Consider the following 22,340-nt stretch of genomic DNA (forward strand, 5'->3'; position numbering starts at 1 on the left):
CAGGGCGGCAAGGGCGAGTCCGTCAAGACGTCAAGAAGGCACTACGGAGATCCACGCCCGTCGGGTTAGCCTCGCGTGGTGACGACATCTGCTGCACCGCGACGGACGCCGAGGCTCTACGGCATCAGTGACCTGCACGTTGCGTATCCCGAGAACAGGAAGTTCGTCGACGAGCTCTGGCCGGAACACGAGGGTGACTGGCTGATAGTCGCCGGTGACACGGCCGAGACGATGGCCGACATCGAGTGGTCCCTGCGCACGCTCGCCGAACGGTTCGACACGGTGATCTGGGCGCCCGGCAACCACGAGCTCTGGACGCCCCGCGACGACCCGAACCAGCTGCGCGGCGAGGCCCGCTACCGCCACCAGGTCGACCTCTGCCGCCAGTTGGGCGTGCACACCCCCGAGGACCCCTTCCTCGTGTGGCACGGCGAGGGCGGCCCCGTGACCATCGCGCCGCTGTTCCTCCTCTACGACTACACGTTCCGGCCCGCGGGCACGTACGGCAAGCGCGACGCCCTCGAAGTCGCGTACGAGACCGGCGTGGTCTGCACCGACGAGGTGCTCCTGCACCCGGACCCGTACCCGACCCGCGAGGACTGGTGCCGCGCCCGGGTCGCGCTCAGCAAGGAGCGCCTGGACGCGCTCGACCCCGAGATCCCGACGGTCCTGATCAACCACTGGCCCGTCGTGCGCGAGCCCACCCGCATCCTGCGCTACCCCGAGTTCGCCCTGTGGTGCGGCACGGAGGCCACCGCCGACTGGCCGGTGCGCTACAACGCGACGGCCGTCGTGTACGGCCATCTGCACATCCCGCGCACCATCTGGCACGACGGCGTCCGCCACACGGAGGTCTCCGTGGGCTACCCGCGCGAGTGGAAGCGCGAGAGGCACCCGAACCCGCGGCTCCACCAGATCCTGCCCGCGCCGGACGCCACGCCGGCGCGGTAGCACGGCCGGTCAGGAACCGACCCGGATGAGCTCCTTCTCGTAGGCGAAGATCACCGCGTGCACGCGGTTGCGGAGGCCCAGCTTCTCCATGATCTTCTGGATGTGGAACTTCACCGTGCTCTCGCTCAGGGCGAGTTCACCGGAGATCTCCGCGTTGCTGAACCCGCGGGTGAGCAGCCGGAAGACCTCCGTCTCCCGGTCCGTGAGGCGGCGCAGCGGGCCGTCGCCCGCGGCCGCGGGGCGGCGGGCGGGCAGGCCAGGGGGGCGGCCCGCCGCCGTCGCACGGACGGCGGCGGCCAGCTCCTCCGAGCCGCTGGCGCTGGACAGCATGGCCCGCACGCCGACGCGCAGGACCTGCCCGGCGGCGGCGTCCACGTTGTCGAGCAGGACGAGGACGTGGGCGGGCCGCGGCGGCACGGGCCGCGACAGGGCGCACACGCAGGCGAGGGCCTCCGCGGCGCCGGTGTGCGAGTTGATCACGACGACGTCCGGCCGCAGTTCGCGACATCGGGCCGCGGCGGCGGGGCCGTCCTCGGCGACCCCGACGACGGCGAGATCGGGACAGTCGTTGAGTATGGTGCGCAGCCCCGTCAGTGAGATGGGATGCGAATCCACCAGGAGGATCCTGGTGCGAGCCAAGCCTGACATCTGTTCCCCCGGTTGCTTGGACCGTTCGGCCGCTCCACGGCTTCGGGGTGCTGTTCCCGAGGACTCCCCGAGATTCCCCGAAGATATGGAACAGTTCCCCAGAATAGAGCCGCGGAAGGGGCCGACCGCATGGCAGACACGCGCGCACGTTTCACCGGTCGGGTCGCCGTCGTCACCGGCGGCGCGTCCGGCATCGGCGCCGCCACCGCCGTCCGCCTCGCCGACGAGGGCGCGGCCGTCGTCGTCGCCGACGTGGCCGCCGAGCGCGGCGACGCCGTCGCGGGCGGCATCCGGGACGCGGGCGGGCGCGCCGCGTCCGTCCGCGCGGACGTCGCCGACGCCGCCGACTGGGAGCGCGTGGTCGCCGCCGCGCACCGCTTCGGCCCCGTCGGGGTGCTCGTCAGCAACGCCTACGCGTCCGAGGTCACGCCCGCCCACACCATGACCCGACAGTCCTGGGAGCGCCAGCTCGCCGTCAACGTCACCGGCGCCTTCCTCGGCTTCAAGGCGGCCCTGCCCGATCTGCGCGCCCACCGCGGCGCCGTCGTCCTCACCTCGTCCGTCCACGCCCACAAGGGCATCCCGGGCCACCCCGCGTACGCGGCGAGCAAGGGCGCGCTGCTCTCGCTGTGCGGCCAGCTCGCCGTCGAGTACGGCCCCGAGGTCCGCGTCAACGCCGTCCTGCCGGGGCCGATCCTCACGCCCGCGTGGGAGAGGGTGCCGGACGAGGGACGTGAGCTCAGCGTCGCGGGCACGGCGGCGCGGCGCTTCGGCACGCCGGAGGAGGTCGCGGCGGCCATCGCCTTCCTCGCCGCGGACGAGGCGTCGTACGTCACCGGGGCGAGCCTGGTCGTCGACGGCGGCTGGAGCGTGGTGAAGGCGTCGGCCTGAGCCGGGGTCGGCTTGAGCGGGAGCCGGACGGGGCACCCGGGCCGGGAGCGAGAGGGGAAACCGTGAGGATCACCCGTGTCGAGACCTTCCTCGTCCCGCCGCGCTGGCTCTTCTGCCGCGTCGACACCGACGACGGTGTCGTCGGCTGGGGCGAGCCCGTCGTCGAGGGCCGCGCCGAAGTGGTGCGGGCCGCCGTGGACGTCCTCGCCGAACACCTCGTCGGACAGGACCCGTTGCGTGTCCAGGACCACTGGCAGGTGCTCAGCAAGGGCGGCTTCTACCGCGGCGGCCCGGTGCTCTCCAGCGCCGTCGCGGGCCTCGACCAGGCGCTGTGGGACATCGCGGGCAAGACGTACGGGGCGCCGGTGCACGCCCTGCTCGGGGGACCGGTGCGGGAGCGGGCGCGGGTGTACGCGTGGGTGGGCGGCGACGAGCCCGCGCGCCTCGCGGAGCAGATCGCCGAGCAGGTCGAGGCGGGCTTCACGGCGGTGAAGATGAACGCGGCCGGGGCGACGTCGCCGATCACCACGCCCGCGGAGACGGCGGCCGTCGTCGCCCGCGTCGCCGTCGCCCGCGAGGCCCTCGGACCGCACCGGGACGTCGCCGTCGACTTCCACGGCCGCTTCACCCCCGCGAGCGCACGCCGCGTCCTGGCCGAACTCGCCCCGCTGCACCCGCTGTTCGCGGAGGAGCCGCTCCTGCCCGACCAGGCGCAGCTGCTGCCCGGCCTGGTCGCGGCGAGCCCCGTACCGATCGCGACCGGTGAACGCCTCTACTCCCGCGCCGACTTCCTGCCCGCGCTGACCGCGGGCATCGCCGTCGCGCAGCCCGACCTGTCGCACGCGGGCGGCATCACGGAGGTGGTGCGGATCGCCGCGCTCGCCGAGACGTACGGCGCGCTCCTCGCCCCGCACTGCCCGCTCGGCCCGATCGCCCTCGCCGCGAGCCTCCAGGTCGCCTGGGCGACCCCCAACTTCCTGATCCAGGAGCAGAGCCGCGGCATCCACTACAACAGGACCGCCGACCTGCTGTCGTACGTCGTCGACACCGAGCCGTTCCGCTTCACCGACGGCCACGCGCACCGCACGACCCTGCCCGGACTCGGCGTCGAGGTCGACGAGGCGGCGGTGCGGGCGGCCGACCGGCGCGGGCACTCCTGGCGCAATCCGGTGTGGCGCCGGCCGGACGGAGCGTTCGCGGAGTGGTGAGGCCGCCTGGAAGACGTCTGGAACCCGCCTGGAAACGGTGAAAGCTGCCTGGAACGGGGTCTGTTGACGCAGCGGGCGGCGCACCTACCCTGGTAGCCGCCCGAGGGGGGAGCCCGCATGAGCGAACGCACCCAGGACCATGGACCCGGCCGGCGCCCCGCGGGGCCCGGCAAGGGGGAGCGCGTCGCCGACTGGGCGGACGGCCGCCTCGGCATCCACACCCTCGCCAGGTCCCAGATGCGCAAGATCTTCCCGGACCACTGGTCGTTCATGTTCGGCGAGATCTGCCTCTACAGCTTTCTGATCCTCATCCTCACCGGCGTCTGGCTGACCCTGTTCTTCGAGCCGAGCGGCCTCGAGGTGGAGTACAACGGCACGTACGAGCCGCTCAAGGGCGTCCTGGTGACCCGCGCCTACGAATCCACCGTCGACATCAGCATGGAGGTGCGCGGCGGGCTGCTCATCCGGCAGATCCACCACTGGGCGGCGCTCGTCTTCGTCGCCGGGATGCTCGTGCACATGATGCGGGTGTTCTTCACCGGCGCCTTCCGCAAGCCGCGCGAGATCAACTGGCTGTTCGGCTGGACCCTGCTGATGCTCGGCCTGCTCACCGGCCTCACCGGCTACTCGCTCCCCGACGACCTGCTGTCCGGCACCGGCGTGCGCTTCGCGCAGGGCGCGATCCTGTCGATCCCCGTCGTGGGGACGTACCTCTCCTTCTTCCTCTTCGGCGGCGAGTTCCCCGGCCACGACATCATTCCGCGCCTGTTCGCCGTGCACGTCCTGCTGCTGCCCGGCATCATGCTGGGCCTGGTGGTCGCCCATCTGATCCTGGTCTTCTACCACAAGCACACCCAGTTCGCGGGTCCTGGACGGACCGAGAAGAACGTCGTCGGCGCGCCCTTCATGCCCATCTACATCGCCAAGGCGGGCGGCTTCTTCTTCCTGGTCTTCGGCGTCCTCGCCCTGATGGGCGCGGTCGCGACCATCAACCCCGTGTGGGCGCTCGGCCCCTACCGGCCCGATCTGGTCGGCACCGGCGCTCAACCCGACTGGTACCTCGGCTTCTCCGAGGGCCTGATCCGGGTGATGCCCAGCTGGGAGATCAACGCCTGGGGCCACACCCTGGAGCTGGGCGTCTTCATCCCCTTCGCGCTGTTCCCGCTGATCCTCACGGTCATCGCGGTGTACCCGTTCGTCGAGGCCTGGGTCACCAAGGACAAGCGTGAGCACCACATCGCGGACCGGCCGCGCAACGCGCCCGTGCGCACCGGCTTCGGCGTGGCCTGGCTGACCCTGTACGGCGTCCTCATGGTCGGCGGCGGGAACGACCTGTGGGCCACGCACTTCCACCTCTCCATCAACGCGATCACCTGGTTCGTGCGGATCGCCTTCTTCGTCGCCCCGCCCCTGGCCTTCTTCGTCACCCACCGCATCTGCCTCGGCCTGCAGCGGCGCGACCGCGAGAAGGTGCTGCACGGCCGCGAGAGCGGCACCATCAAACGCCTTCCGCACGGCGAGTACATCGAGGTCCACACGCCGCTCACCCAGGCCGAGCGCTACACCCTGACCGCCCACGAACAGCCCGAGCCGTACGCCCTCGCCCCGCTGGTCGACGCGAACGGCGTGGCCCGCAAGGTCCCCCGCGCCGAACGCCTCCGCGCCCGCCTGTCCCGCGCGATGTACGGCCCGGGCACCCACATTCCGAAGGCGACGGTGGAGGAGTACCGCCGGATCCGGAGCGGGGACGGGCACCACTGAACCGATGGCGTTGACCGACGGCGTTACGGGAGGGCCAGCTCCCGCAGCCAGGTCGGGTGGACCGCGCCCATGCCCACGCCCGTGGGGGCGGGGAGGGGGCCGTGGGTGAGGTACTCCTCGCGGTAGCGGTGGCAGTCGCGGTGCCAGATGTAGATGCCCGCCATCCAGTTCTTCAGCGTCCGCACATGGGCGTCGAGGGCCGCGCGGGCCTCCCCGTCGAGGTCGAAGTCGGCGTGCAGGAGAGGGAGTTCGTGGTCGACGACGTGCTGGAACTGCCGCAGGCGTGACGTCATCAGGTCGTCGACGATCGCGAGGGCCGTGGGGTAGTCGCAGTCGAAGAAGTTCTGCACGACGAGGACGGCGTTGTGGACCTCGCCCTCGTACTCGATCTCCTTCTGGTAGGAGAAGACGTCGTTCATGAGGCCGGCGTAGTCGGCGGCGGCGTTCTCCAGGCTGCGCAGGGGGCCGCTGTCGTAGATCTCCCGCGGGAGCTTCCCGCCGTGGCCGAAGTGGCTGAGGCGCATGGTGAAGTCCGCGCCGAAGGTGTGGCGGCGCATCTCGATGTAGTCGACGGGCTCCGGGATGCGGTGCTGCGCCTGGTTGGCGAGCTCCCACAGCCAGCTGTCCGTCATGGCGACCAGGGAGCGGCGCAGCGCGGCGCGCTCCTCGGCGGCCATCGGCGCCGTGGTGCGCGTCCAGAGGTCGGCGAGGCCGCGCTCCAGGGCGTTGAGCGGCGGGGGCGCGGGGGTGGCGGTGAGGGGCATGAAGAGCGGGAGGCGTTCGGTGCACACCTTCGCGCCGAGGAGGTCGCGGGTCCTGCCGAACACGGCGGGGTAGTAGTCGTCCCCGTACGTCCCCCACGTCAGCCAGCACGTGTCGAGGTCCAGCTGGTCGGGTGTCGCGTCCGGGCGCAGGCCCGCCGCGCACAGCGCGAAGTCGAACCCGGTGAGCTTGCGCGCGTCCCAGACGTGCGACGCGGGCACGCCCGGCTGCGGCTCCAGCATCCCCATGCGCGCGGCCCAGTCGACGACCGTGCGCCGTGCGTGGGCGAGGTGCGGGCTGAGCGTCGTCGTGAACGGCAGGTCGAAGGAGGGCAGCAGGGACGGGCCGACGCGCTGGAACGGGACGTGCGTGAAGCGGCGCGCGCGCCGGGCGCCCGTCGCGGTCATCAGCGCCTTGATGCCCGCGGCCGACGTGCCGAGGCCGGTCGGGCCCGTGAGCGGCGACGCGCGGTCGACGGCGCCCTCGTTCATGTAGCGGCTGGAGCGCAGGTGCCACTCGTGGCAGCCCGACTGCCAGTCCTGGAGGCCCTTCACGTACGTGACGACGTCGGCGCACTCCCGCGGCGGCAGCGCCTTCTCCGCGAACAGCGGCGCCAGTTCGGTGAGCGCGGTGTCCTCGAACTGCTGCATGCGCGAGGTGAGCAGGTCGTTCACGGACTCGGCGGCCTCCTGCGTGGTGCAGCCGAGGAAGGTCTCAAGGACCAGGACGCCATTGCTGAGCTCGCCCTCGTCCTCGATCTCGCGCTGGTACGAGAACAGGTCGTTGCGCAGGTGCACGGCGTCCGAGAACGTGTCCTTCAGCACCCGCAGCGGCCTGGACCCGGCCACCGCGGACGGCACTTCGGCGCCCGCCGCGTACTCGACGAGGCCCGCGGACCACGGCGCGCCGCCGACCTTGCGGCGCATCTCGATGTACTCGACGGGGTTCGCGACGCGGTTCGCGTTGATGTTGGACAGCTCCCACAGCGACTCGTTGAGGAGGTTGCGGGTGCTCTCCGCGAAGCGGGCGCGCCAGTCGAGGGACATGCCGGGCACTGTGCGCGTCCACAGGTCGGCGAGGCCCGCCTCCACCGGGTTCGTCGGCTCCGGCATGGGCGCCGAGAGGTCCATCGGCATGAAGGCGGGCAGGCGGTCGAGATAGGCCTTGCCGCCCTTGCGGTCCTGGCTGCGCTTGAACAGCTCCAGGAAGTGGTCGTCGAAGAAGAACACCCACACGTACCAGTCGGTCACCAGGGACAGCGCGGGCCCGTCGCAGTCCGGGTGGGTGTACGCGCACAGCAGCGCGTAGTCGTGCGCGTCCAGGTCGGCCTGCTCCCAGACGCCGGAGCCCTCCAGCATGCCCAGCCTCCGGGCCCACTCCCGGGAGTGCGAACGTGCCTCTTCCACATGGGGGTTGAGGCGCGCGGGGTGCACCATGTAGAAGTCCGGCAGTTCGAAGGGCTGTGACGGCTGCGGCATCCGGCGGTCTCCTCAGGTCATGCGGGGGCGTGCGGGCAGCCGAGCACTACCCCACTTGCGCCGCCCGATGCGCGCGGGCGCCCCCGGTCACACCATCGCGTGATACGCCAGGCTCGATGTGCCGTGTTCGTCAAACACCCGTACGACTACGGGGTGGTGAGGGTGGCAGGCCCGGCGTCGACGTCCGACGCGATCCCGGCCGCCGCCAGGTCCGCGGCCGTGAGCCCCGCCGCGTCCAGGTCCGCCGCTGTGATCCCGGCCGCGTCCAGGTCCGCCGCCGTGAGCTCGCCCACGGCCGCCGCGCGGACCGCCGCCACCCGGCCCGCGAGCCGCTGCCGCTGGGCGGTGAGGCGGGCGATCTCCGCGTCGAGCTGCCCGATGCGCTGCTCCGCGACCCCGGGATCGAGCCCGCACCTCATGCGCCCCGCCTCACCGGGCAGCGGCAGGCCGTCGTCGCCGAGGCGGTCGAGGCCGTCCGCGCAGCCGCGGAGGTCCTCGACCGTCAGGCCGAGCGCGAGCAGCTGCCGGATGACGCGGACGCGGGTCACGTCGCGCGGCCCGTACACCCGCTGCCCCGTGGCGGTGCGGTGCGGCGGGCGGAGCAGCCCGCGCTCCTCGTAGAAGCGCAGCGCCCTCGGCGTCGTCCCCGCGGCCGCCGCCGCGTCGCCGATCCGCATCCGTCCTCCTCGCCGACCGGGCCGCCGCGCGGGCTCAGGACCCCTACAGCTCGACGACCACGGTCCCGGTGTGCCGTCCCTCGAACACCTCGGCCAACGCGGCCGGCGCGGCCGCCATTCCCGCGACCCGCACCACCGGGAAGCTGATCGCGCCCGAGCGCAGCCAGGCCCCGAACCGCTCCAGCCACTCGGCGAGCTCCTCGGGGTCGGTGGGCGTGCCCGTGCCGCGCAGCGTGATCCGCTTGAGGATCAGCTGGAAGGAGTCGAGCTCGACGGGCGCGCCGGTCCCGGCGAGCTCGGGCGCCAACTGCCCCGACAGGGCGCCGACGAGGGCGAACCGCGCGCCCTCGCGGGCCGCGCCGACCGCCGCGCGCAGCTCGTCGCCGCCGACGTTGTCGAAGACCACGTCGACGCCGTCGGGCGCGGCCTTCGCCAGCTGCTCGGCCAGCGGCCCGGCGCCGCGCCGCACCACGGCGTCGTAGCCGAGCTCGTCCGTCATCCACGCGGCCTTGTGCGCGGAGCCCGTGCTGCCGATGACGCGGCCCGCGCCGAGCAGCCGCGCGATCTGCCCCGCCAGGGAGCCGACGGAGCCCGCCCCGCCGGACACGAACACCGTGTCACCGTCCCGCACTTGGACGGTCCTGGTCAGCGCGTGGTACGCCGTCAGGCCCTGGGCGAGGTGGGCGACCGGGTCGGGCAGCGCGTCACCGAGGGGGCGGCACAGCGCGACGGGGACGGCCGCGTACTCGCGCCAGCCCTGGTAGTGGTACACGCTCTCGCCGACGCGCGGGCCGCCGTCGGCGGGCGCCGCGACGACCTCGCCGACGGTGGCGCCGAACAGCGGGTCGCCGACGCCGATCGGCGGGAACGGCGCGCCGGGGATGCCGCCGCCGATGAGCGTCCGCAGGGCCGCCGAGACATGGAAGTACCGGTTCCGGACGAGTACTTCGCCGTCACCGGGGGTGGGGAGCGGCGCTTCGACGACCTCGAAGTGCCGCGCCTGCGGCAGGCCGTCGGGGAGGGCGGCGAGCCGCACTTCGCGGGAGGCGGCGGGGAGTCGGGAGGAAGTGGACATGGTGGCTCCTTGAGGTGAAGGGAGAGTCGGCAGGGTCGACGAAGGGGGATCCGTCGGTACGCCCACCGGGAGCCGCGAAGCTAACTCTTGACGTACGGGTCAGGGGCAAGCCCGGCACCACGTCGCAACCATGACTGATGCGTCAGTCAGGATCTCAATCGCTGTGATGTACGGGAGACAATGGCGCCTGTGTTGTGCTGAGCTCAATACGCGGGTACCGTGCACGGCCATGGAGCACGACCCCGAGGTCCCCACCCGTGTCCGCGCGGTGATCGCCGCCGCAGGCGTGACCCAGCGCGAGTTCGCCCGCCGCATCGTCATGGACCCGTCGAAGCTGTCCCGCTCCCTGGGCGGCACCCGCCGGTTCACGGCGGCGGAGCTGGCCCGCATCGCCGACGAGGGCGGCGTCGACGCGGGCTGGCTGCTCGGGGCCCGCGGCACCGCACCCGCGCCCCGGCCCCCCACGCGGCGCACCGGCCCCGGTGCCCCGCCCGAGGGCCGCCCCCTCCAGATCGTCCGCGAGACCGTCCGCCTCATCGCCGCACACGGCTTCCACGCCGTCCGCGTCCAGGACATCGCCCAGGCCTGCGCAACCAGCACCGCCGCGATCCACTACCACTTCCCGGGCCGCGCCGACCTCCTCGAAGCCGCCGTGCGCTGGTGCATGGACGAGGACACCGCGCGCCGGGCCGCCCACCTCGCGGACGCCGCCGACGCCGCCGGCGAACTGCGCCAGCTCATCGAGCTCCAGACCCCGCGCAGCGCCCAGCAGCGCGACCAGTGGACCGTCTGGCTCGACCTGTGGGCCGAGGCCGCGCGCTCCACCGACATCGGCCGCCTGCACGCCGACTACTACCGGCAGTGGCGGGCCACCGTCGCCGACGTCATCCGCCGCGGCGTCGCACAGAAGGTGTTCCGGGCCGTCGACCCGGACGCCGCCGCGCTGCGCCTGACCGCCCTCATCGACGGCCTCGCCACCCAGGTCCTCGCCGCCGCCCCGGAAGGCCCCGGGCCCGACGACATGCGCGCGGCGCTGCTCGCGTACGTCGACGCGACGCTGACCGCGACGGCGCGCTGACCCGCGTACACCACGAGCCGAACCGCGTACACGACGCGCACCACCCCCTCCACCCACGAAGGGAGTTCACCCATGCCCGTGAACGAGAACGTCATCATCACCTGCGCCCTCACCGGCGCCGGCGACACCGTCCGCAAGAGCCCCCACGTGCCCGTCACGCCCGAGCAGATAGCGAAGGACGCCGTCGCGGCCGCCGAGGCCGGGGCCGCCGCCGTCCACATCCACGTCCGCGACCCGGAGACCGGCGCCCCGTCCCGCGACCCGCGCCTGTACCGCGAGGTCGTCGAGCGCGTGCGGGAGACCGGCACCGACGTCGTCATCAACCTCACCGCGGGCATGGGCGGCGACCTGGTCATCGACCCGGACGAGCCGCTCACGCACCTCCCGGGCACCGACCTCGTCGGCGGCCTCGACCGGCTCCCGCACGTCGAGGACCTGCTGCCCGACATCTGCACGCTCGACTGCGGCTCCCTCAACTTCGGGGACGGGTCGAACCTCTACGTCTCCACGCCCGACATGCTGCGCGCAGGCGCCCGGCGCATCCAGGAGCTCGGCGTGCGGCCCGAGCTGGAGATCTTCGACACCGGGCAGCTGTGGTTCGCCAAGCAGCTCCTCGCCGAGGGCCTGCTCGACCAGCCGACCGTGTTCCAGCTGTGCATGGGCGTCCCGTGGGGCGCGCCCGCCGACCCCGGCGTGCTGCAGTCGATGGTGAACATGCTTCCCGACGGCGCCCGGTGGGCCAGCTTCGCGCTCGGCCGCCTGCAGATGCCGTGGGTCGCCCAGTCCCTGCTGCTCGGCGGCCACGTCCGCGTGGGCCTGGAGGACAACCTCTACCTCGGCAAGGGCAACAAGGCCACCAACGCCCAGCTCGTCGAGCGGGCCGTACGGATCGTCGAGAGCCTCGGCTCTCGCGTCGCCACTCCCGACGAGGCCCGTGAGCAGCTCGGCCTCAAGCCCCGCGCGTAAACGTCCCGTCGGACTGCGTTGCGACTTGTCTGCGGGTCCGCTGTGGCTGGTCGCGCAGTTCCCCGCGCCCCTTCGGGCGCTACCCCCCTGCAGCATGGAGAGGAAGCCCACCACCATGACCACCCTCACCCCCGAAGACGTACGCCGCGTCGCCTGCGTCGGCGCCGGTGTCATCGGCGGCGGCTGGGCCGCCCACTTCCTTGCCCGGGGCTACGACGTGACCGCATGGGACCCGGCGCCCGACGCCGAGGAGCGGCTGCGCCGTCTCGTCGACGCCGCCTGGCCCGCCCTCACCCGGCTCGGCCTCGCCGACGGCGCGTCCCGGGACCGGCTCACCGTCGCCGCGACCCTCGAAGAGGCCGTCGCCGACGCCCAGTTCGTGCAGGAGAGCGCGCCCGAGAAGCTGGAGCTCAAGCGGGACCTGCTGACCCGGCTCGACGCCGCCGCGCCCGCCGGGGTCGTCATCGCCTCCTCCACCTCCGGCTACCCGATGACCGACATGCAGACCGAGGCCGCGGACCCCGGCCGTCTCGTCGTCGGCCACCCCTTCAACCCGCCCTACCTGATCCCGCTCGTCGAGGTCGTGGGCGGCGAGCGGACCGACGCCGCCGCCGTGGCCTGGGCGTCCCGGTTCTACGAGGTCGCGGGCAAGTCCGTGATCACCATGGACCGCGAGGTGCCCGGCTTCATCGCCAACCGCCTCCAGGAGGCCCTGTGGCGCGAGGCCCTGCACATGGTCGCCAACGGCGAGGCCACCGTGCGCGAGATCGACGCCTCCATCACCGAGGGCCCCGGCCTGCGCTGGGCGTTCATGGGCCCCATGCTCACCTTCGCGCTCGCGGGCGGCGAGGGCGGCATGGCGCACATGCTCGACCACTTCGGCCCGTCCCTGAAGTCCCCCTGGACCCGCCTCGAAGCGCCCGAACTCGACAAGGAGCTCTACGACGCGGTGGTCTCCGGCTGCGACGAGGCCGCCGCGGGGCGCACCATCGCCGACCTCGTCGCCGAGCGCGACCAGGGCGTCATCGACGTACTCCGGGCCACGGGGCGGCTGCCCCGCCAGTTGCCCCGCCAGGGGGAGGAGCGCGCATGAGCCTGCCCCTCTTCCGGGAGACCGTCCGCCCCGAGTGGATCGACTACAACGGCCACCTGAGCGAGGCCTTCTACGTCCTCGTCTTCGGGCACGCCACCGACGCCCTCATGGACGCGACGGGCCTGGACTCCGCGTATCGCGAAGCCACCGGCTGTTCGCTCTACACGGTCGAGGCCCACGTGCGCTATCTGCGGGACGTCGGCGAGGGCTCCCACCTGGGGGTCCGCACCCGCGTGGTCGGCGCGCACGCGAAGAAGCTGCACTTCACCCACGAGATGTACGTCGTCGACGGCCCCGCCGCCGACCCGGCGCCCGGGGCCGCGCCCGTCGCGACGACCGAGCTTCTCGCGCTCCACGTCGACCAGGAACAGGGCCGCTCGGTGCCGTTCCCCGGCCCTGTGCGGGAGCGGCACGAGGAACTGGTCGAGGAGGCCGCGGAGTGGGTGGGCAGGGCGGTCGGCGCGCGACCCGCCCGAGGTGGTAGGAGTAGCGGTTGAACGTTCACTGGTAGCGCGGGCAAGGTGGTGCAGACGTGAGGTTGACGATTCTCGGCGGTGGCGGTTTCCGCGTCCCCCTGGTCTACGGGGCGCTGCTCCGCGACCACGCCGAGGGCAGGGTCACCGAGGTGGTCCTGCACGACGTGGACGCCGCCCGCCTCGACGCGATCGCGCGCGTCCTCGCCGAGCAGGCCGCCGGAGTGCAGGACGCCCCGGCCGTGCGGGTCACCACCGACCTCGACGAGGCGCTGCGCAGCACCGACTTCGTGTTCTCAGCGATCCGCGTCGGCGGGCTCGCGGGGCGGGCCGCCGACGAGCGCGTCGCCCTCGCCGAGGGCGTCCTCGGGCAGGAGACCGTCGGCGCGGGCGGCATCGCGTACGGCCTGCGCACGGTGCCCGTCGCCGTCGACATCGCCCGCCGCGTCAAGCGCCTCGCGCCCGACGCGTGGGTCATCAACTTCACCAACCCCGCGGGCCTGGTGACCGAGGCGATGTCCCGGCACATCGGCGACCGCGTCATCGGCATCTGCGACTCGCCGGTGGGCCTCGGCCGCCGCGTCGCGCACCTCCTCGGCGTGGCGCCGGAGCGGGCCTGGATCGACTACGTCGGCCTGAACCACCTCGGCTGGCTGCGCGGCCTGGAGGTCGCGGGCCGCGACCTGCTCCCGGTGCTGCTCGCCGACCGCGACCTGCTCGGCTCCTTCGAGGAGGGCAAGCTGTTCGGCGCCGACTGGCTGCAGTCCCTCGGCGCCATCCCGAACGAGTATCTGCACTACTACTACTTCAACCGCGAGACCGTCGCCGCCTACCAGCGGGTCGAGCGGACGCGCGGCGCGTTCCTGCACGACCAGCAGGCCCGCTTCTACGAGACGATGCGGAACCCGGCCACCCCCGCCCTGCGGACCTGGGACGACACCCGCGCCGAGCGCGAGGCCACGTACATGGCGGAGAACCGGGAGGCGTCCGGCGCGGGCGAACGCGCCCCGGACGACCTGGAGTCCGGCGGCTACGAGCAGGTCGCCCTCGCCCTGATGCGGGGCATCGCCCGCAACGAGCGGACGACCCTGATCCTCAACGTCCGCAACCGCACCACGCTGTCGGCGCTCGACGCGGACGCCGTCATCGAGGTGCCGTGTCTGGTCGACGCGGGCGGCGCGCGCCCGGTGTCCGTCGCCCCGCTGCCGGGGCACGCCACGGGCCTGGTGTGCGCGGTCAAGGCGGTCGAGCGCGAGGTGCTCGCCGCGGCGGAGAGCGGGTCGCGGGCGACGGCCGTCAAGGCGTTCGCGCTGCACCCGCTGGTCGACTCGGTGACGGTGGCCCGCCGCCTGCTGGACGGCTACCGCGGGGAGCACCCGGGGCTCGCGTACCTGCGGTGACGCGGGCCCCCTGGCACCGCCGGGAGCACGCCTGACATGATCACGGAATGCACTCCCTGCCGTCCCCCGCCGCCCGTCCCTGCACCCTGGTCGTGTGCCGGGGCTGCTGCTGCGGCGACGCGGTCAAGCACCCCGGCACCGACCACGAGGGGCAGTTGGCGCGGCTGCGGGCGGCGGCCGAGCGGTCCGGCGGGCGGTTCGCGGTCCGCACGAGCGACTGCCTCGGCCCGTGCGGTCAGGCCAACATCGTCGTCGTGCAGCCGTCACGGCAGGGGCGGTTGAACGGCGGCAGGCCCGCCTGGGTGGGCTTCACCCTGGACGACGCCTCCGTGGACGAGATCCTCGCGTGGGCCGAGGCGGGCGGCCCCGGACTAGCGGAGCCGCCGGTCACCCTCACGCTGCAACTCGTCGAGCCGCAGCGGGGAAAGGCATAGGCCGCGACCGGCGCGCGGCCCGCGACGGCATCACGCGGGCGCGAGCACCTGGTCGATGAAGCCGCCCAGATTCCGTACCGTGCGCTCGTTCTGCTCCTCCAGGGACAGGCTCTCCTCGAAGCGCCGCGCGAGGGCGGACGTCTTCTTGCCCCGTACGTACAGCGAGCAGGCCAGGTCCGCGCAGATGTACAGGCCCACGGAGTTGCCCTGGCGGCCCGCCTCGCCCGCGCGGGGCGCGACGAGCAGGGTGATGCCGCTGCCCGCCTGGGGCGTCACGCACACCGAGCAGATGCTGGACTTCAGCGCGGTGCGCTTGACGCCGCTGGAGGCGCGCAGCGCGACGCCGACGAGACCGCCGTCGCGCTCCACCACGACATAGCCCCGCTCCGGCGCCTTCGGGTCGCGCCAGCCCAGGAAGTCCAGGTCGGACCAGGGAGTCTCGGCGAACCCCACGGGCAGCGTGAGCCGACGGGCCTCGCCCTTGGAACAGTTCACCAACGAGGCACGGATGTCTTTTTCGCCCAGGGGATTCATGGCCCGGACGCTATCAACGGGCCCTGACCTGCGTCGTCCCATTATTTTCCGCGCCCGGGCCCGATCCCGCGCGAGGTGGCGCCGCGGCGCGGAACACCAGGGTGCGGCGCAGCCGGAAGCCGAGGGACTCGTACAGCCGGATCGCCCCGGTATTGCGCGCCGCCGTGTGCAGGAAGGGGATCTCACCGCGCTCCCTGATGCCGTACGCGACGGCGAGCACGAGCCGCGTCGCCAGGCCGCGCCCCCGGTACGCCGGATCCGTGCAGACCGCGCTGATCTCCGTGAAGCCCGGCGGGTGCAGGCGCTCCCCGGCCATCGCGACGAGGGCGCCGCCGTGCCGCAGCCCCAGATAGGTGCCGAGCTCTATGGTGCGCTCCAGGAACGGGCCGGGCTGGGCGCGCGCGACCAGGTCGAGCATCTCGGGCACGTCGTCCGGGCCGAGCCGCACCGCCTCCGCGTCGGGCACGGCCGCGACCCCGTCGTCGACGAGCTGCACCCCCGCCGTGTCGAACGTGAGCTCCCAGCCGTCCGGCAGGCGTGCCCCGACCCCCGGCAGCGGTATGTCGCCGTCGGCCCCCGCGAGCGCGGCGAGGTCCGCCCAGTCGCGGGCGTCGGGATCGGCAGGGAGCCCCAGCCACGGTGAGACGTCGGCGGGGTAGCGCACGACGCGCCCGCGCCGCTCGGCGAAGCGGGCGTGCGGGCCCGTCAGGGAGGCGTACCCGGGGTTGTCCAACGGATGGTCCCGCGTCGTGGTGGTGGCCGCGTCGACGCCCGCGGCGGCCGTCTGCTCCGTCACGCGCTGGCCTCGGCCTCGACCTCGATCACGACCTTGCCGAGCGCGTGCCCGGTCTCGACCGCGCGCAGCGCCTCACCGGCCCGCTCCAGCGGGTAGGTGGCCGTGATGTGCGGCCGCAGCACGCCCGCCGCGGCGAGCGAGGCCACCGCGTCGAGCACCGCTCCGGTCCGCGCCCGCGCGACGGGGGCGCCGCCGAGCTCGCCCACGATCTGCTTGCCGCCCGCGGTGATGAGCTTCGTGCGGTCGGCCACCAGGTCCGCGACGGCCCGCAGGTGGTCGCCGCCGACGAGGTCGAAGACCGCGTCCACGCCGTCCGGCGCCACGGCGCGGACCCGCTCCGCCACGTCGGGCCCGGACGCCACATGGGTCACGCCGAGCGACTCGACGTACTCCCGCTTGGCCTCGCTCGCCGTGCCGATGACGCGTATGCCCTCGTGCAGCGCGAGCCGCGCCGCGCTGCCGCCCACACCGCCGCCGACGCCCGTGACCAGGAGCGTCGAACCGGCGGGCAGCGCCAGTTGGCGGATGCCGTCGTACGCGGTCGCCGCCGCGACCGGCAGCGCTGCGGCCTCCGCGAAGGACAGGCCGTCCGGCTTGTGGGCGGCTATCGCGGCGGGCAGGAGCGTGTACGCGGCGTACCCGCCCGTGAGCGTCGACCCGAACACCGCGTCGCCGACGGCGAAACCCTCGACTCCGGGGCCGACCCGCTCGACCACGCCCGCGGCCTCGCTGCCGAGGACCTCCGGCAGTTCGGCGGGCGCCTGTCCCGGCCTGCGGTAGCCGCTCCGCAGCTTGTGGTCCACGGGGTTGACGCCCGCCGCCCGCACGGCGATCAGGAGCTCGCCCGGGCCGGGGTCCGGGACCTTCCGGTCGATCAGGGCCTCCACCTCGGGCCCGCCGTGCCGGGTGTATGCGTACGCCTTGGCCATGTGTGCCTCGCTCTCTGCCGGAAGATCCCGTCGTGAAGATCACGCCTCAACGGTCTCAAGGCGGAGCGCACCGTCGGCATTCCGTCGCGGGGGAGTGTTCACGAGGCGGCAATGTTGTGCCGGGTGTTGTCCTCCGCTTCACTTCACCGACACCGAACCGCCCGGCCCTTCCCTCACCCTTGCTCCGCTTGGCACACTGCACCCGCCCCGTCGCCCCCCACTTCACGCGAGGTCACTTCCCCATGCCTGAACTCAACCGGCGCCGCTTTCTGCAACTGGCCGGCGGCACCGCCGCGCTCTCGGTGCTCTCGGAGAGCATCAGCCGTGCCGCGTCGCTGCCCGCGCGGCGCGGTGCGGGCTCCATCGAGGACGTCGAGCACATCGTCGTCCTCATGCAGGAGAACCGTTCCTTCGACCACTACTTCGGCTCCTTGAAGGGCGTACGCGGCTTCGGCGACCCGAGGCCCGTGACGCTGCCGAGCGGCAAGCCGGTCTGGCACCAGCGGGGCGGCGGCAAGGAGGTCCTGCCGTTCCACCCGGACGCGGACAACCTGGGCATGCAGTTCATCGCGGGCCTCGACCACGACTGGGCGGGCGGCCACAAGGCGTTCAACAACGGCGCGTACGACCAGTGGATCCCCGCCAAGTCCGAGCGGACGATGGCCTACCTCACGCGCGGGGACATCCCCTTCCACTACGCGCTCGCCGACGCGTTCACGGTCTGCGACGCCTACCACTGCTCGTTCATGGGGGCCACCGACCCCAACCGCTACTACATGCTGAGCGGATACGTCGGCAACGACGGCACGGGCGGCGGGCCCGTCCTCGGCAACCAGGAGGCCGGGTACGGCTGGACGACGTACGCCGAGCGCCTGGAGAAGGCCGGGATCTCCTGGAAGGTGTACCAGGACATAGGCGACGGTCTGGACGCGGCGGGCAAGTGGGGCTGGATCGAGGACGCCTACCGGGGCAACTACGGCGACAACTCCCTCCTCTACTTCAACACCTTCCGCAGCGCCAAGCCCGGCGACCCGCTCCACGACAAGGCCCGCACCGGCACGAACGTCAAGGCGGGCGACGGCTACTTCGACGTCCTGAAGGCCGACGTCCAGGCGGACCGGCTGCCCAAGGTCTCCTGGATCGCCGCCCCCGAGGCGTTCAGCGAGCACCCGAACTGGCCGGTCAACTACGGCGCCTGGTACATCGCGCAGGTCCTGGACGCGCTCACCGCCAACCCGGCGGTGTGGGCCAGGACCGCCCTGTTCATCACGTACGACGAGAACGACGGCTACTTCGACCACGTCGTGCCCCCGTACGTCCCGTCCTCGGCGAACCAGGGCCTGTCCACCGTCGACACGAAGCTGGACTACTTCCCGGGCAACCTCCAGTACGCGGCCGGGCACTACGGCCTCGGCCAGCGCGTCCCGATGATCGTGGTGTCGCCCTGGAGCACCGGCGGCTTCGTGTGCTCGCAGATCCTCGACCACACGTCGATCATCCGCTTCATGGAGAAGCGCTTCGGCGTGCGCGAGCCGAACATCTCGCCGTGGCGCCGCGCCGTCTGCGGCGACCTGACCGCCGCGTTCGACTTCAGCGGCAAGCACACCGATCCGGCGGACCTGCCGGACACCTCCGGCTACGAGCCGCCGGACCACGCGCGCCACCCCGACTACTACCCGAAGCCGCCCGCGAGCCCGGCCCTGCCCCGGCAGGAGCGCGGCTCCCGGCCCACCCGGCCGCTGCCGTACGCGCCCCTCGTCGACGGCCGGGCGACCCCCGCCGACGGCAAGTTCACGCTCACGTTCGGCGGCGGCGACGCGGGCGTCTGCTTCCACGTACGCTCCGGCAACCGCACGGACGGCCCCTGGACGTACACCACCGAGGCCGGGAAGACGATCTCCGACGCCTGGAACTCCACGTACTCCGGCGGCCGCCACGACCTCTCCGTCTTCGGCCCCAACGGCTTCCTGCGCGTCTTCAAGGGCCCCGGCAAGCAGGCGGGCCCGGAGGTCACCGCCCGCCACGACCGGGCGACCGGCAACCTGGAGCTGACCCTCACCAACGCGGGGGCCGTGGCCTGCGACTTGACGGTGACCAACGCGTACGGGGGGCGCCGGGACGTTTTCGCGGTCAAGGCGGGGGCGACGGTGCGGCACACCGTCGACCTGAGCGGCAGCCGGCGCTGGTACGACCTGACGGTCGTGTCCAGCGCCGACAGCACGTTCTTGCGCCGCCTGGCCGGCCACGTGGAGAACGGCCTGCCCGGAATCAGCGACCCCGCACTCGCCGCACCGTAGATCGCGCTGATTTTCCCCACCCACCCGCCCTTCCTGGGGCTCCGCCCCAGACCCCGCTCCTCAAACGCCGGAGGGGCTGGAACTTTCGCCGGTGCGGCAAGGTTCTAGCCCGTCCGGCGTTTGAGGACGAGCGCGCAGCGCGGAAAGAAGGGGTCCTAGGGGCGGAGCCCCTAGTTTCGGGAAAGGGGCGGGACTGGGGCGCCCCCGCGAGGACCCGCAGAAATCCGTTGAACCCCACCACCACGCCGCCGTTAGCATGCGTGGGCATGACCCACACCCACCGCCCCAACGGCGCGCCCGACAAGCCCGTCCTCGACGGTCTGGAAGAGAAGTGGTCCCGGCGGTGGGAAGAGAACGGCGTATACGCCTTCGACGCGGACACCGCCCGCCGCGCCCCGCGAGACACCGTCTTCTCCATCGACACCCCGCCCCCCACCGTCAGCGGCTCCCTGCACGTCGGCCACGTCTTCTCGTACACGCACACGGACACCATCGCCCGCTACCAGCGCATGCGCGGCAAGAACGTCTTCTACCCCATGGGGTGGGACGACAACGGCCTGCCCACGGAGCGCCGCGTCCAGAACCACTACGGCGTCCGCTGCGACCCGACGCTGCCCCACGACCCGGACTTCACCCCGCCCGAGAAGCCCGGCAAGCACCAGCTGCCCATCTCCCGGCGGAACTTCATCGAGCTGTGCGAGCGCCTCACCGCCGAGGACGAGCGGGCCTTCGAGGACCTGTGGCGCGCGCTCGGCCTCTCCGTCGACTGGTCGCGCACGTACCAGACCATCGACACGCAGGCCCGCGCCACCTCGCAGCGCGCCTTCCTCGACGACCTCGCACGCGGCGACGCGTACCTCGCGGAGGCGCCCACGCTGTGGGACGTCACGTTCCGCACGGCGGTCGCGCAGGCCGAACTGGAGGACAGGGAGCGCCCTGCCGCGTACCACAGGCTCGGCTTCCACGGCGGCGACGGCCGCACCGTCCTGATCGAGACGACCCGCCCCGAGCTCCTGCCCGCCTGCGTCGCCCTCGTCGCGCACCCCGACGACGAGCGCTACCAGGACCTGTTCGGCACCACGGTCCGCACCCCGCTGTTCGACGTCGAGGTCCCCGTCCTCGCCCACCGCCTGGCGACGCCCGACAAGGGCACCGGCATCGCGATGGTGTGCACGTTCGGCGACACCACGGACGTCACCTGGTGGCGCGAGCTGCGCCTGGCCACGCGGCCCGTCATCGGCTGGGACGGCCGCTTCCTCGCCGAGCCGCCGAGTGGCCTCGACACTCCGGAGGCGCGCGCCGCGTACGCGGAACTCGCGGGCGCGACGGCCCACACCGCGCGCGAGCGCGTCGTCGCCCAGCTGCGCTCCCGGGGCGAGCTGCACGGCGAACCGCGCCCCGTCACGCACGCGGTGAAGTTCTTCGAGAAGGGCGACAAGCCCCTGGAGATCGTCACCACGCGCCAGTGGTACGTCCGCAACGGCGGCCGCGACGAGCGGCTGCGCGACGAACTCCTCGCCCGGGGACAGGAGCTGCGGTGGCATCCGCCGCACATGCGGATCCGCTACGACAACTGGGTCGGCGGACTCAACGGCGACTGGCTGATCAGCCGCCAGCGCTTCTTCGGCGTGCCCATCCCGCTGTGGTACCCGCTCGACGGCGACGGCAGGCCCGACCACGACCGCCCGCTCGTCCCCGACGCGGCGGCGCTGCCCGTCGACCCCAGCGCGCAGACACCGCCCGGCTACGAGGAGCACCAGCGCGGCAAGCCGCACGGCTTCGCGGGCGACCCCGACGTCATGGACACCTGGGCCACCTCCTCGCTCACCCCGCAGATCGCCGGGCGGCAGCTCGCCGACCCGGAGCTCTTCGCCCGCGTCTTCCCGATGGACCTGCGCCCCCAGGCCCACGAGATCATCCGCACCTGGCTGTTCTCGACGGTCGTGCGCGCCCACTGTGGACACGGCACGCTGCCGTGGCGGCACGCCGCGATCTCCGGCTGGATCCTCGACCCCGACCGCAAGAAGATGTCCAAGTCCAAGGGCAACGCCGTCACGCCCACGGACCTCCTTGAGCGGCACGGCTCCGACGCGGTGCGGTACTGGGCGGCGAGCGGGCGGCCCGGCACCGACACGGCCTTCGACATCGGCCAGATGAAGATCGGCCGCCGCCTCGCCACGAAGCTCCTGAACGTCGGCAAGTTCGTCCTCGGCCTCGGCGGCGGCGACCTCGGCGCGGGCGCGGTGACCGAGCCCCTCGACCGGGCGCTGCTCGCCGACCTCGCCACGGCGGTCGAGGAGGCGACGGCCGCGTACGACGACTTCGACTACGCGCGGGCCCTGGAGCGCACCGAGCAGTTCTTCTGGCGCTTCTGCGACGACTACGTGGAGCTGGTCAAGGCCCGCGCCTACGGCGACCACGGGGGCGCGGGTGCGCGGGACTCGGCGCGGGCGGCGCTGGTCACCGCGCTCGACACGGTGCTCCGTCTGTTCGCGCCGGTCCTGCCCTTCGTCACCGAGGAGATCTGGTCCTGGTACGCGGAGGGGTCCGTCCACCGGGCGGGGTGGCCGTCGGCCGACGCCCTGCGGGTCCGCGGCGTGGACACCGCTGTCCTCGCCACGGCGGCCGAGGTCATCGCCGCCATTCGCAAGGCCAAGTCCCTCGCGAAGGTGTCCATGCGGGCGGAGGCCGGCGAGCTCGTGATCCACGCCTCCCGCGCGGCGCTCGACCGCTTCACCCTCGCCCAGTCCGACATCCGCGCCGCGGGCCGAGTGACCTCGGTCTCCCTCCGCGAGTCCCCCGGCGACCTCAGGACAGAGGTGACCCTCGCGGGGGCGCCCCAGACCCGCCCCTTCCCGAACTAGGGGGCTGCGCCCCCTAGCACCCCCG

Annotated in this window: 18 protein-coding genes and 1 pseudogene; 12 read left to right on the forward strand and 7 right to left on the reverse strand. The window is 73.0% G+C overall.

The window, feature by feature from the left end:
• Window positions 1-78: 78 nt before the first annotated feature.
• Entirely contained in the window at window positions 79-951 is an 873-nt protein-coding gene (locus ACFWZ5_RS23160; protein ID WP_384796505.1) for a metallophosphoesterase family protein, read from the forward strand.
• A 9-nt stretch (window positions 952-960) separates the two neighbouring features.
• Here ACFWZ5_RS23160 and ACFWZ5_RS23165 read toward each other — a convergent pair whose 3' ends face one another.
• A complete protein-coding gene (locus ACFWZ5_RS23165) occupies window positions 961-1,566 on the reverse strand; it encodes a response regulator transcription factor (RefSeq protein ID WP_384796507.1) in 606 nt (201 codons plus the stop codon).
• Between the two features lie 162 nt (window positions 1,567-1,728).
• Here ACFWZ5_RS23165 and ACFWZ5_RS23170 point away from each other — a divergent pair, with 162 nt between their 5' ends.
• From ACFWZ5_RS23170 to ACFWZ5_RS23180, 3 genes are all read left to right on the forward strand, one after another.
• Window positions 1,729-2,490, forward strand: a complete 762-nt coding sequence (locus tag ACFWZ5_RS23170; protein WP_384796509.1) for an SDR family NAD(P)-dependent oxidoreductase — start codon at window positions 1,729-1,731, stop codon at window positions 2,488-2,490.
• Window positions 2,491-2,552: 62 nt separating this feature from the next.
• Window positions 2,553-3,698: a galactonate dehydratase gene (gene dgoD / locus ACFWZ5_RS23175; RefSeq protein ID WP_384796511.1), complete on the forward strand. Its 1,146-nt coding sequence runs from the start codon at window positions 2,553-2,555 to the stop codon at window positions 3,696-3,698.
• Between the two features lie 117 nt (window positions 3,699-3,815).
• Entirely contained in the window at window positions 3,816-5,459 is a 1,644-nt protein-coding gene (locus ACFWZ5_RS23180; RefSeq protein WP_384796513.1) for a cytochrome bc complex cytochrome b subunit, read from the forward strand.
• Window positions 5,460-5,482: 23 nt separating this feature from the next.
• Here ACFWZ5_RS23180 and ACFWZ5_RS23185 read toward each other — a convergent pair whose 3' ends face one another.
• The 3 genes and pseudogenes from ACFWZ5_RS23185 to ACFWZ5_RS23195 all read right to left on the reverse strand — a co-directional run bounded on the left by ACFWZ5_RS23185 (window position 5,483) and on the right by ACFWZ5_RS23195 (window position 9,451).
• Window positions 5,483-7,699 (reverse strand): germacradienol/geosmin synthase, encoded by a 2,217-nt coding sequence (locus ACFWZ5_RS23185; RefSeq protein WP_384796515.1) that lies wholly within the window; start codon window positions 7,697-7,699, stop codon window positions 5,483-5,485.
• Window positions 7,700-8,162: 463 nt separating this feature from the next.
• Window positions 8,163-8,376 (reverse strand): annotated as a pseudogene (locus ACFWZ5_RS23190) (MerR family transcriptional regulator); the annotation flags it as partial.
• Window positions 8,377-8,419: 43 nt separating this feature from the next.
• On the reverse strand, window positions 8,420-9,451 hold the full coding sequence (locus ACFWZ5_RS23195) for an MDR family NADP-dependent oxidoreductase (protein ID WP_384796517.1): 1,032 nt from the start codon (window positions 9,449-9,451) through the stop codon (window positions 8,420-8,422).
• A gap of 229 nt (window positions 9,452-9,680) precedes the next feature.
• On the opposite strand from ACFWZ5_RS23195, the gene ACFWZ5_RS23200 reads away from it, so the two are divergent.
• From ACFWZ5_RS23200 to ACFWZ5_RS23225, 6 genes are all read left to right on the forward strand, one after another.
• Window positions 9,681-10,529: a TetR family transcriptional regulator C-terminal domain-containing protein gene (locus ACFWZ5_RS23200; protein WP_384796519.1), complete on the forward strand. Its 849-nt coding sequence runs from the start codon at window positions 9,681-9,683 to the stop codon at window positions 10,527-10,529.
• 72 nt (window positions 10,530-10,601) lie between these two features.
• A complete protein-coding gene (locus tag ACFWZ5_RS23205) occupies window positions 10,602-11,495 on the forward strand; it encodes a 3-keto-5-aminohexanoate cleavage protein (protein WP_384796521.1) in 894 nt (297 codons plus the stop codon).
• Window positions 11,496-11,610: 115 nt separating this feature from the next.
• Window positions 11,611-12,588, forward strand: coding sequence for a 3-hydroxyacyl-CoA dehydrogenase NAD-binding domain-containing protein (locus ACFWZ5_RS23210; RefSeq protein ID WP_384796523.1), 978 nt, complete (start codon window positions 11,611-11,613; stop codon window positions 12,586-12,588).
• Window positions 12,585-13,085 (forward strand): thioesterase family protein, encoded by a 501-nt coding sequence (locus tag ACFWZ5_RS23215; RefSeq protein ID WP_384796525.1) that lies wholly within the window; start codon window positions 12,585-12,587, stop codon window positions 13,083-13,085. Before ACFWZ5_RS23210 ends, ACFWZ5_RS23215 begins: the two co-directional genes overlap by 4 nt.
• Before the next feature lie 35 nt (window positions 13,086-13,120).
• Window positions 13,121-14,461 carry a 6-phospho-beta-glucosidase gene (locus ACFWZ5_RS23220; protein ID WP_384796527.1) on the forward strand — a complete coding sequence of 447 codons (1,341 nt, stop codon included), beginning with the start codon at window positions 13,121-13,123 and terminating at the stop codon, window positions 14,459-14,461.
• Window positions 14,462-14,508: 47 nt separating this feature from the next.
• Window positions 14,509-14,895: a (2Fe-2S) ferredoxin domain-containing protein gene (locus tag ACFWZ5_RS23225; RefSeq protein WP_384796529.1), complete on the forward strand. Its 387-nt coding sequence runs from the start codon at window positions 14,509-14,511 to the stop codon at window positions 14,893-14,895.
• A 30-nt stretch (window positions 14,896-14,925) separates the two neighbouring features.
• Here ACFWZ5_RS23225 and ACFWZ5_RS23230 read toward each other — a convergent pair whose 3' ends face one another.
• From ACFWZ5_RS23230 to ACFWZ5_RS23240, 3 genes are read right to left on the reverse strand one after another with little or no spacing between them, the layout of a single operon-like run.
• Window positions 14,926-15,429, reverse strand: coding sequence for an FBP domain-containing protein (locus ACFWZ5_RS23230; protein ID WP_384796531.1), 504 nt, complete (start codon window positions 15,427-15,429; stop codon window positions 14,926-14,928).
• Window positions 15,430-15,442: 13 nt separating this feature from the next.
• Window positions 15,443-16,225: a GNAT family N-acetyltransferase gene (locus tag ACFWZ5_RS23235; RefSeq protein ID WP_384796533.1), complete on the reverse strand. Its 783-nt coding sequence runs from the start codon at window positions 16,223-16,225 to the stop codon at window positions 15,443-15,445.
• Window positions 16,222-17,154: a zinc-binding alcohol dehydrogenase family protein gene (locus tag ACFWZ5_RS23240; RefSeq protein WP_384796535.1), complete on the reverse strand. Its 933-nt coding sequence runs from the start codon at window positions 17,152-17,154 to the stop codon at window positions 16,222-16,224. The genes ACFWZ5_RS23235 and ACFWZ5_RS23240 overlap by 4 nt, the downstream gene beginning before the upstream one ends.
• 242 nt (window positions 17,155-17,396) lie before the next feature.
• On the opposite strand from ACFWZ5_RS23240, the gene ACFWZ5_RS23245 reads away from it, so the two are divergent.
• The gene (locus tag ACFWZ5_RS23245) at window positions 17,397-19,451 is read left to right on the forward strand and encodes a phosphocholine-specific phospholipase C (protein WP_384796537.1); all 2,055 of its coding nucleotides are present in this window, start codon (window positions 17,397-17,399) and stop codon (window positions 19,449-19,451) included.
• Between the two features lie 266 nt (window positions 19,452-19,717).
• On the forward strand, window positions 19,718-22,315 hold the full coding sequence (gene valS / locus ACFWZ5_RS23250) for a valine--tRNA ligase (protein WP_384891245.1): 2,598 nt from the start codon (window positions 19,718-19,720) through the stop codon (window positions 22,313-22,315).
• Window positions 22,316-22,340 lie beyond the last annotated feature (25 nt).

The organism is Streptomyces sp. NPDC059003, assembly GCF_042740445.1.
Lineage (GTDB): Bacteria > Actinomycetota > Actinomycetes > Streptomycetales > Streptomycetaceae > Streptomyces.